Genomic DNA, 10,520 nt, shown 5'->3' on the forward strand with positions numbered 1-10,520 from the left:
AAGATCGACTTCCGCGTCGACAAGCACTCGAACCTGCACTTCATCATCGGCAAGACCAGCTTCGATGCTGACAAGCTGACCGAGAACTACGCCGCTGCCCTGGAGGAGGTGCTGCGCCTGAAGCCGTCCGCGTCCAAGGGCCGGTACATCTCCAAGGCCACCATCTCGACGACCTTCGGCCCCGGCATCCGGGTGGACCCGAACGTGGTCAAGATCGAGACTGCGGCGACCGCCCAGGCCTGATCACCAGCTTCATCATCAGGGCCGGAACCAGCGAGTGATCGCGGTTCCGGCCCTGATGCGTTAATGCACACGGTCACACGGCCCGGTGCGGCATCATGAACACCATGAGGATCGAATGGCTGGACCTTCCCGACGCCCTGGATCAGACGCGGTTGCCGATGCCGCCCACCACGGCGGACTTCCTGCAGGTGACGCAACTCGCCAACCTGGTGACGTCCCTGTTCTGGGGCAACAATGACTTCTACGTCTCCCCGGAGAACCAGTTGGCCGGCGCCACCTCCCGGGAAGACGTGCGCACCTCCTATGCCGTCGCACGCGAGCCCCTGACTGGAGATCGGCCCGACCGCATCATCGGGTACGCCGCCCTGAGCCTGCCCTCGGAGCCGGGCGCCTCGGCGGATGCCCAGCCCGCCACTCAGCCCACCGCCCAGCCCACCGCCGCTGAGGTGGACGTCGCCGTGCACCCCGATTTCCGGCGTCGTGGGGTGGGGTCTGCCTTGCTGCGCGAGGCCGAAGCCGAGGCGGCGCGGCGAGGACGCACCGTGCTGCAGTCCTGGACGGACAATGCCCTGGTGGACCCGGCCGCCGTCGGATCCGGCCCCGTGTTCGTCTCCGGCACCTCCCTGGAGACCGGGCTGACCCCGGTCGTCCGGCCGCCCTCGAAATCGGTGCCCGACGCCGGCCGGGACCGGATCCGCTGGCAGGCGCCGGATGCGGCGTTCGCCGCCGCCCACGGCTACGAGCTGGCTCAGGTCGAGTGGACGTCCGTGCTGGACCTGCGCGAGGCGGCCGGTGCTGCCCTGTTGGCTGAATCCGGCTCCGGGGCCGCCGAGGAACACGGTTATGACCTGATCGGCTGGGAGGGGGATTGCCCAGAGGAGCATGCCGGATCGATGGCCGGACTGCTCGGTCGGATGGCGGCCGAGGCACCGGCGGGAGCCCTGGAGCGGGTGGCGGAGCACTGGGATGTGTCCCGATTGCGGGCCGAGGAACGGGCCCGACGGGAGATGGGGTTGTCCATCGTCACGACGGCGGCGCTAGACCGGTCGACCGGTCGGCTCGTCGGGCACTCGGACATCGAGACCTTCGCCGATCTGCCCCAGGCGGCCTACCAGGGAAACACCCTGGTTCATCCGGAGCACCGGGGCCGGGGACTCGCCGTGCTGCTGAAAGCCGTCAACGTCTCGCAGCTGTTGCGGCTGAAGCCGGAGACCGAACGCCTCTACACCTGGAACGCCGCCGAGAACGGGGCGATCCTGCGGGCCAATCAGCAGCTGGGGTTCGTGCCGGTGGCCACCCACCCTGCCTGGCAGAAGAGGGCCTCGCAGAAGAGGGCATGACCGAAGAAGACGTGACAGAAGCTCCCCATTCAGACTCCCGCTGTTCCTATTGAATGGGAATCGGCCTCCCGGTCAGGGTGGTCGTGGGTGACGATGGACCGTGAGCCGGGTCACGGGCGTGGTGCCGTATCCGAGTCGACACGCAGGCCTCGGCCCTGAGTAGCCCTCCTGCAGATCGAGGCAGACCTCAGTAGAACCCAGCAGACCCCGGCAGACTCCGGCATAACCCAGCAGACCCCAGAACAAGGCAGGCCCATGACCGAGAACCCTCCCGCACCGACGCGTCCGACGCTCGCCCCGTGGGATCACGAGGTGGATCTCTTGGTCCTGGGTACCGGTGCCGCCGGCCTCGCCGCTGCCCTGACGGGTGCCCAGGAGGGGCTGTCGGTGCTGGTCCTGGAGAAGACCGACTACATCGGCGGCACGACGGCCTACTCGGCCGGGACCTGCTGGATCCCCAACAACCATTTCCAGCGTGAGGACGGCATCACGGACGACGCCGAGAAGGCCGAGCGCTACCTCGACCGGTTGGTGGGGGACAAGTCGGACAAGGCCCTGCGCCAGGCGTACCTGGACCATGGCCCCGCCATGTTGCGTTACATGGAGGATCTCGGGGTGACGTTCCGGCGGTCGCCGGCTGTGGTGGACTACCACTCGGAGCTGCCGGAGACGGGACAGACCGGACGTGCCCTGGAGCCGGAGCCCTTCGACGGCCGCACGCTGGGCCGGAGCCGATTCCGCCACATCCGGCCTCCGGTGCCCGAGTTCGCTCTCTTGGGGGGAACCATGATGCTGCGCCGGGCCGAGGTCGGCACTTTGTTGGGCCTGTTCTCCAAGAAGGCCGCCAGCACCGCGAAGGCCGGCGCCACGGCCCTGGGCTTGGGTGCGCGCTGGGCCCTGGACATGGTCCGGAATCCGCGCGGCACCCGGCTGGTGATGGGCAATGCCCTCGTGGCCCGCATGTACGCCGAGGTGCTCGCCCGGGGCGCGGAGGTATGGCGCAACGCCTACACCACGGAGTTGCTGCGGGACCAGGGTCGCGTGACGGGCGCCGTCGTGGGCCACCAGGGCCGCGAGCTGCGGATCCGGGCCCGGCACGGTGTGGTGCTGGCCGCCGGCGGGTTCGCCCAGAGCCCCGAACTGCGGGAGAGGTTCCTCCCGGAGCCCACGGCCCAATTCTCCCGTGCCGGGGAGGGCGCCACGGGTGACACCCTGCGCCTGAGTGAGGCCGTCGGCGCGGCGGCCGGGACGGACAACGGCGAGAACGCCCTGTGGTTCCCGTCCTCGATCGGGACCCGGGCGGACGGCTCCACCGTGGTGTTCCCGCATATCTGGGACCGGGCGAAGCCGGGGCTGATCGCGGTCAACTCCGCCGGCCGGCGCTTCGTGGACGAATCACACTCCTACCACCGCTTCGTCCGGGCCATGTATGCCGCACACCGGACGGTGCCGAGCATCCCCGCCTGGCTCGTGGTGGACGCGCGCACCCTGGCGAAGTACGGGCTGGGAATGATCACCATGCCGCACCTGCCCGCCGCGATGCTGCAGAAGTACATCGATGACGGTTACCTCCACCGCGGGTCCTCCCTGCGGGAACTGGCCGAGGGGATCGGCGTGGACCCCGCCGGCCTGGAGGAGACCGTCCACCGGTACAACGGTTTCGCCGAGACCGGTGTGGACGAGGACTTCCAGAAGGGCGAGCTGATGTTCGGGCGGGTGGCCGGGGATCCGGAGCACACCCCGAACCCGAACATCGGACCGATCCAGCAGGGGCCGTTCTACGCCGTGGCCGTGGTCCCGACCCCCCTGGCCACCGCCTATGGGATCCAGATCAACGCCCAGGCCCAGGTGGTGGGCCGGGACGGTGAGGTGCTCGAGGGCCTGTACGCTGCGGGCAATGACGCCGCCTCCGTCATGGGCAGCGAGTACCCCGGGGCCGGCTCCCAGGTCGGTGCCGGGATGACCTTCGGCTGGCTGGCGGCCCGCCACGCGGCCGGAATCGCCAGTGCTGCTGAGGGGCTGACGGGCTGAGGGCTTGAAGGATTGACGGCTTGATGGATTGATGGACCGACGCTGAAGGAGGGGCACCCATGGGGCGGACCCTGTCGCTGCTCCTGGCGTTGGCCGGCGGCGTGGCGATTGCGGTCCAGGCCCGGATCACCGGCGCTCTGAGGGCCGAACTGGGGGACGCTTCCCTGGCGGCCACGGTGACCTTCGGCTCCGGACTGGTGCTGATGCTGCTCGTCAACGGCCTGGTCGGCGCCAACCGTCGCGGGGTGGTCCGGCTGGTCCGAGGCGCGGCCACGGGACGGTTCCCGTGGGTGTTCGTCTTCTCCGGACTCCTCGGCGCCTTCGCCGTGTACGGACAGGCCGTCACCGTGGACCTCGTGGGCGTCGCGCTGTTCTCCCTCGTCTTCATCTCCGGCCAGATGCTCTCCTCGACGCTGATGGACACCGCCGGGTGGGTGCCCTCGGGGCGCCACCGGCTGAGCCTGCGGAGGTCGGTCGGCGTGCTCACGGGACTGGCCGGCGTCGGGCTGGCGCTCTCTCCGCGGCTGCTCGGGGGCGGGCTGGGGAGCGGAGGCGGAAGCGGGTTCGGCGGGGGTGCCGGAGGTGCGGAGATGGTCCTGGCCCTCGGCCTGCCCTTGTTGCTCGTCCTGGCCGGCGGACTGCTCCAGCCGCCCCAGATGGCGATGAACGCGGTGATGGGCGCGGCCGTGGGCCGGGTCGAGCCGCTCGTCCTGTTCAACTACCTGATCGGGACGCTGGCCCTGCTGGCGGTCGCCGCACCGCAGATCGCGGCCGGTGGTCTGGCCCGGCTTCCGTGGGGCCCGGGGGACTGGTGGTACTACACCGGCGGCCTGCTGGGTTCCGTGGTGGTGATCGGCGGTGCCCTGCTGACGCGGACCATCGGATCGTTGTTGTTCACCCTCGGTCTTGTGGCCGGTCAGTTGGCCGGATCGCTGGTGGTGGACGCGGTGTGGCCCACCCGCGGCGCCGAGGTGACCTGGCAGGTCATGACGGGGGCCGTCGTCACGCTGCTGGCCCTGGTGCTGGCCTCTTCCAGCACGCTGCGGTCGTCTCTGCAGAACCCGCTGCCGAACCCGGTGCGGAAGCCGGTGCGGAAGGCGGGCCGGAAGCCGGTGCAGACGCCCGGGACCGGGGCCTCCTGATGGCCAATTCACGGTCCGGCGAGTCACTGATCCAGCGTCTGGTGCGGGTCCTGCATGCTTTCGACGCGGAACATCCGGATCTCACGGCCTCAGAATTGGCCCTGCGTACTGGTCTGTCCACCTCCACCGCCCATCGCCTGGCGGGGGACATGGCCGAGGAGGGCCTGCTGCGGCGCACCCCGGACGGCCGCTTTCGGATCGGCCTGGTGCTGTGGGAACTGGGCCAGCGCAGTTCCACCTATCAGGAGTTCGGCCAGGCGGCACTGCCGTTCATGGAGGCCGTGCACGTGACACAGCGGCAGAACACCTCGCTGGCGATCCTGGACCATGACGACGGTACGATCATCTATCTGGAACGACTCATCAGCCAGGATGTGCCAACGGACCTGACCAAGGTCGCCGGACGGTTGCCCGTGCTCTCCACGGCCCCAGGCCTGGTCATCCTGGCTCACTCACCCCGGCATCTGCAAGAGGAATTCCTCACCTCGCCGTGGGACCGGTACACCCGGGATTCAGGCATCACCGAGGTGGGATTGCGCCGGCGCCTCGCACAGGCCCGGGCTGAGGGCTATATACACATGCGCGGAGTCACGGTGGCCGGTTCCTCGGGGACGGCTGCTCCGGTGTTCGGCCCGGACGGCAAAGTGCTGGGGGCCATCTCGATCGTGGCCCGGGTGGACCAGGTCAACCTCCAGATCCAGGTTCCCGCCCTGCTGGCAGCGGCCCGTGGGCTGTCACGGCAGATGGGTTCTCGCGGGTTGTCCGGTCCGAGGGGGCCGTCCGGCCGCATGATCTGATGATGCGGCTGGAACGCCGGAAACGCGGTTGCCCATTCAATGGGCACGCGGGCGCGGAGTCGGGGTGGCGCAGAGCACCATGGTCGGTAATGCCGGTCACAGAAGTTGAACGCACGTGCCGGCGTCCCCAACCCACCCAGGAGGCGGCTGTGTCCGACCCGAAGAGCACGCCCGTCGACGAAGCCGACGGGGCCTCAGCGTTGAGTGCGCGTCAGGCCAGCCCGCAGGCACGCAAGGCCGCACTGGCGTCCTGGCTGGGATCCACGCTGGAGTACTATGACTTCTTCATTTACGGCACCGCCGCAGCGCTGATCTTCAACCGGCTGTTCTTCCCGGAGGGCGATCCTGTGGTGAACACGGTCGCCGCCATGGCCACCTTCGGTGCCGGCTATCTGGCCCGCCCGATCGGGGGACTCGTGATGGGCCACATCGGCGACCGCATCGGACGACGGACGGCATTGATGATCACGCTCGTCATCATGGGCGTGGCCTCGACGATGATCGGCCTGTTGCCGACGTACGACACCATCGGCGTGTGGGCCACTGTCCTGCTGCTGCTCTGCCGCCTGGCCCAAGGGTTCTCAGCCGGAGCCGAGGCAGCCGGTGCCGCCACCATGACCTTGGAGCACGCGCCCCAGCGGCGCCGCGCCGAATTCTCTAGCTCGGTGATGATGGGCTACGCCTCCGGCATGGTGCTGTCCAACCTCGTGTTCATTCCCATTGCGCTGCTGCCGGACGAGCAGTTCGAGTCCTGGGGTTGGCGCGTTCCCTTCCTCGTCTCCGTCGTGGTCCTGGTGGTGGCCTACTGGGTTCGCACCAAACTCGAGGAGACGCCGGTCTTCGAACAGGAGGTCGAGACCGCGGCAGTCCGCGGCGACCATGGTGCCGATCCCGCTTCCCGCACCGAACTGGCTCCCGCGAAGGTCACGACGGAACTGCCCGCCCTGGTGGTGCTCAGGACCCAGTGGCGTGACGTGGTCCGGATCGTCTTCATCACGCTCTTCTCCGTCATTCAGACCATCGTCACCGTCTACGGGCTCCAGTACGCCACCGGCGTCCACGGCATAGACCGCACCTCCATGCTCGTCATCAACGTCATCACCGTGGGGTTGTCCATGGTCAGCATCCCGCTGGCGGCGCGCATGGCCGACCGGATCGGCCGCAAGGTCACGCTGTTCATCGGGGCCGTGGGCTGCGTCCTCTCCATCTGGGGCTTCTTCTGGGCCATCGGAGAACAGAACCTGGTCCTGATCTTCGTCTTCGCCTTCATCAACCAGTCGATCTTCTATTCGTGCTGGAACGGTGTCTGGCCGGCCTTCTTCCCGGAGATGTTCGCCGCTCCGGTTCGCTACACCGGAATGGCCATGGGCAACCAGGTCGGCCTGATCCTCACGGGCTTCGCCCCGACGATCGCCGCCCTGCTCGTCCAGCCCGGCACCCTGGGCTGGATCCCGGTCGCTCTCTTCGTCACGGTGGCCGTCGTCATCTCGTGCGTGGCCATCTCCACAGCCCGCGAGACTCATCTGGTGCCGACGGCCGAGTTGGGCCCGTTGCGGGCACGCCGGGCCTTCCACGAGCACCCCGAACTGATCGACGACGGCCCGCCCGCCCCACGCTGACAGCACGCCGACCGGACCACCGCTGGACCGGCGCCGGGTCCAGGCCGAGACAACCAGAGAAAACCCATCCGAAGGAGCAGCACCATGACCGCCTACGCCGTCACCTACGCCTACGTCCCCGAGACCGAGGAAATGACCGAGACCCGACCCTCCCATGTGGAGTTCCTGTCCGGGCTCCACGAACAGGGGACGCTCCTGGTCTCCGGACGGCTGACCGAGGCCGATCCGCTGGGCGCCCTGCTGATCATCAGGGGCGAGTCCGTGGACGAGGTCACCGGGATCATGAACGGCGACCCCTTCCATCAGGGCGGCTTCATCGCCGAGCGCACGGTGCGGAAGTGGAACATCGCCTTCGGCTCGATCGAGGGTGCCGCGTAATCTCATGACCTCGACCACCCCCCACCACACAGCCACCGCCGCCGTGACCACGAGCCGCCGCATCATCGAGTACCGCGGCATCGCGGCACCGGTGCCGGCGCCGGGCAGGGCGGTCATCCGGATGGCCTCCGTGACCCTCTGCGGCACCGATGCGCACATCTGGGATGACGACTACGCCACCGAGCTGCCGATCATCCAGGGTCATGAGGCCGCCGGCACCATCGCCGCGCTCGATTCCTCGGATCTGGACTCGGGCACCGGCGGCTGGTCGGTGGGCGACCGAGTGGCCATCTCCCCGATGTTCTATTGCGGGCAGTGCCACGCCTGCTCCATCGGACGCGTCAACGCCTGCCGGCACATGAGCGTCTACGGCTGCTACGAGGACGGCTCGCTGGTGACCGAGCAGGCCGTCCCGCTGGAGAAGCTGTACCGGGTTCCGGAGACCTTGGACCTGTCCCTGGCGCCCATGTCCGAACCGGCCTCCATCGCCATGCAGGCCGTCAACCGCGGCCGCGCCCAGGCCGGCGAGACGGTCCTCGTCTCCGGTGCCGGACCGATCGGCCTCCTGGCCACCGTCTACCTCAAGGACCTGGGCTGTGACGTCACCGTCTCGGACATGAACCCCGCCCGGCTCACGCTGGCCACGGCACTGGGCGCGGACCGCACCTTCGCCGTCACTCCCGGGGATTTCCCGACGGCGGCGCAGCGGACCGTGCTGGACCAGCTCACCCGCGGAGACGGTCCGTCCCTGGTCATCGACGCCACCGGCGCCCCCGCTTCGGTGGCCACCGGGGTGGACCTGGTGGCCACGGCCGGCCGGGTGGTCTGCGTTGGCATCTCCGACGCGGAACTGCGCCTGACCTTGCGCACCCTGGCGGTCAAGGAGATCGACCTGCTCGGCTCGCGCAATTCACAGAACCTCATCGGCGAGGCGCTGGACCTGCTGGACCGCCACCAGGACAGCATCGGTGCCCTGCTGACCCACCGCTTCGCGTTCACCGACCTCGACGCCGCCTTCGCGACCCTGGTCGACCCGACGGCCGGCGTCGGCAAGATCGCGATCGACTTCCCTGAGCGCCCTGAACGCCCAGCACGCCCTGCGTCCCCCGAAGGAGGCAGCCGACCATGACCGATGCCGTGGAGACCCGTTCCCTCCTCACCTCCCTTCCCGAACTGGCAGACCGCTACGACCTCGTGGTCATCGGCTCCGGTTGCGCCGGGATGACCGCCGCCCTCGTGGCCGCCCAGGCCGGTGCCTCGGTCCTGGTGCTGGAGAAGGCGGACCGGCTCGGCGGCACCACCGCCGCCGGGGGAGGGGTGATGTGGGCCCCAGCCAACCACCTCATGGGATCGCGCGACTTCACGGACACCCCCGAGGATGCCGCCGCCTACCTGCGTGCGGCCACGGGTGGGAGGCTCTCCGAGGAGGAGATCTCGTGGTACGTCTCCACGGCCGCCGAAGCGGTCCGCTTCCTGGACGAGAACACGCGGGTGGACTACGCCCCGCTGTTCCGGCCGGACTACCACATGGAATGGCCAGGGGCCACGACCGGAGGCCGCGGCCTGGACCACCGGGAATTCGACCCGTCCGTGGTCCCGGGACTGGCCACGGCGCTGCGTCCGCCGACCTACCTGCCCCTGATCACCATGGACGAGCGGGACCAGCTGCACGGCGCGGCCCCCGATCCCGCGCTGCTCGCCGACCGCGCCGAGCGCGGGGTGCGCACGATGGGCGGGGCGCTGGCCGGTGCCCTGACCGCCTCGGCCTGGGAGGCCGGCGTCGTGATCGCGGCCGCTGCCCCGGCCACGGGACTGCGGCGAACGGCTGGCACTGAGATTGACACCAGCACTGACACTGAAACTGACATTGAAACTGACACTGAAAAAAGCACGGATACCAGCACTGACTTCAGCACTGACACCGGCGGCTGGCAGGTGACCGTTGCCGGAGAGTGGGAGATCGCGGCCGCGTCCGTGGTCATCGCCTCCGGTGGCTTCGAATGGTCGCCCGAGTTGACCGGTACCCTGCTGAAATTCCCCGTCACCCCGATCTCCGCGCCGAGCAATGCCGGGGACGGTCTGAAGCTTGGCCTGTCCGTGGGCGGTTCGTTCACGGAGACCACGGACATCTGGGGCGTGCCGGTGATCACCGCCCATGGTGCCACCTACGACGGCCGGCCCTCCGGCCGGATGGGCAATGTGGAGGCCACCCTGCCCGGCGGCATGGTGGTGAACGCCGCCGGCCGCCGCTTCGTCAACGAGGCCCTGAACTACCACGACTTCTCCCGGGTCTTCGCCAACATCGATCCCGCGAGCTCCCAGTACGCCAACATCCCGGCCTACCTGGTGATGGACTCGCGGTTCGTCTCCCGGTACCCCGTCGCCGGCAACCCGGTCTTCTCCGGGCCGGCCGAGGCCCCGGACTGGATGATCCGTGCGGACACGCTGGGTGAGCTGGCGGAGGTCATCGGCGTGGATCCGGCCGGCCTCGAGGAGACCGTGGCCCGCTTCAACCCGGCCGCGGAACGCGGTGAGGATCCGGAGTTCGGCCGTGGAGCCTCCGCTCAGGACCGGCACCTGGGAGACCCGCAGAACGTCCCCAACCCCTGCCTGGCACCGGTCACGGCCCCGCCGTTCTACGCCGTCCAGGTGCATCCCGGTGCCCTGGGCACCGCCGGCGGCCTGCGCACCGATCTGGACGGACGAGTCCTGGGCTGGAACGGGACCCCGCTGCCCGGACTGTACGCCGCCGGCAACTGCTCGGCGACCGTCTTCAGGGACGCCTATCCCGGAGGCGGGGCCACGATCGGCTCCGCCGTTACCCGCGCCTATGCCGCTGGCCGGCATCTCGTCCGGACCTCCCTCACCTCCGCCTCCCTTGCCCCCACCGGCCTTGCCCCCACCGGCCTTGCCCCCACCGGCCGCGCCCCAAGCAGCCTCACCGGGGAGACCGGAGTCCAATCCGAACCG

The 10,520-nt window shown here is 69.3% G+C and carries 8 protein-coding genes and 1 pseudogene; all 9 read left to right on the forward strand.

Features of this window, described 5'->3' with window-relative positions:
• Positions 1–243 (forward strand): annotated as a pseudogene (locus tag RUH65_RS14010) (50S ribosomal protein L1); the annotation flags it as partial.
• 104 nt (positions 244–347) lie between these two features.
• Positions 348–1,583 (forward strand): GNAT family N-acetyltransferase, encoded by a 1,236-nt coding sequence (locus tag RUH65_RS14015; RefSeq protein WP_313818202.1) that lies wholly within the window; start codon positions 348–350, stop codon positions 1,581–1,583.
• A gap of 255 nt (positions 1,584–1,838) precedes the next feature.
• Entirely contained in the window at positions 1,839–3,614 is a 1,776-nt protein-coding gene (locus RUH65_RS14020; RefSeq protein WP_313818203.1) for an FAD-dependent oxidoreductase, read from the forward strand.
• Between the two features lie 59 nt (positions 3,615–3,673).
• The gene (locus tag RUH65_RS14025) at positions 3,674–4,756 is read left to right on the forward strand and encodes a DMT family transporter (RefSeq protein WP_313818204.1); all 1,083 of its coding nucleotides are present in this window, start codon (positions 3,674–3,676) and stop codon (positions 4,754–4,756) included.
• On the forward strand, positions 4,756–5,553 hold the full coding sequence (locus RUH65_RS14030) for an IclR family transcriptional regulator (RefSeq protein WP_313818205.1): 798 nt from the start codon (positions 4,756–4,758) through the stop codon (positions 5,551–5,553). The genes RUH65_RS14025 and RUH65_RS14030 overlap by 1 nt, the downstream gene beginning before the upstream one ends.
• A 149-nt stretch (positions 5,554–5,702) precedes the next feature.
• Positions 5,703–7,172 (forward strand): MFS transporter, encoded by a 1,470-nt coding sequence (locus RUH65_RS14035; protein WP_313818206.1) that lies wholly within the window; start codon positions 5,703–5,705, stop codon positions 7,170–7,172.
• An 84-nt stretch (positions 7,173–7,256) separates the two neighbouring features.
• A complete protein-coding gene (locus RUH65_RS14040; protein ID WP_313818207.1) occupies positions 7,257–7,550 on the forward strand; it encodes a YciI family protein in 294 nt (97 codons plus the stop codon).
• A 4-nt stretch (positions 7,551–7,554) separates the two neighbouring features.
• Positions 7,555–8,679 carry a zinc-binding dehydrogenase gene (locus RUH65_RS14045; protein ID WP_313818208.1) on the forward strand — a complete coding sequence of 375 codons (1,125 nt, stop codon included), beginning with the start codon at positions 7,555–7,557 and terminating at the stop codon, positions 8,677–8,679.
• Positions 8,676–10,520, forward strand: a 1,845-nt coding sequence (locus tag RUH65_RS14050; protein WP_313818209.1) for an FAD-dependent oxidoreductase, incomplete at its 3' end; no start/stop codon positions are given. The genes RUH65_RS14045 and RUH65_RS14050, both read left to right, overlap by 4 nt.

Origin of the sequence: Citricoccus sp. (assembly GCF_032154715.1) — a bacterium.
Classification (GTDB): domain Bacteria; phylum Actinomycetota; class Actinomycetes; order Actinomycetales; family Micrococcaceae; genus Citricoccus.

Coding starts and splice junctions, on each gene's coding strand:
- RUH65_RS14015 (WP_313818202.1), top strand. CDS start 348: ATGAGGATCGAATGGCTGGACCTTCCCGACGCCCTGGATCAGACGCGG.
- RUH65_RS14020 (WP_313818203.1), top strand. CDS start 1,839: ATGACCGAGAACCCTCCCGCACCGACGCGTCCGACGCTCGCCCCGTGG.
- RUH65_RS14025 (WP_313818204.1), top strand. CDS start 3,674: ATGGGGCGGACCCTGTCGCTGCTCCTGGCGTTGGCCGGCGGCGTGGCG.
- RUH65_RS14030 (WP_313818205.1), top strand. CDS start 4,756: ATGGCCAATTCACGGTCCGGCGAGTCACTGATCCAGCGTCTGGTGCGG.
- RUH65_RS14040 (WP_313818207.1), top strand. CDS start 7,257: ATGACCGCCTACGCCGTCACCTACGCCTACGTCCCCGAGACCGAGGAA.
- RUH65_RS14045 (WP_313818208.1), top strand. CDS start 7,555: ATGACCTCGACCACCCCCCACCACACAGCCACCGCCGCCGTGACCACG.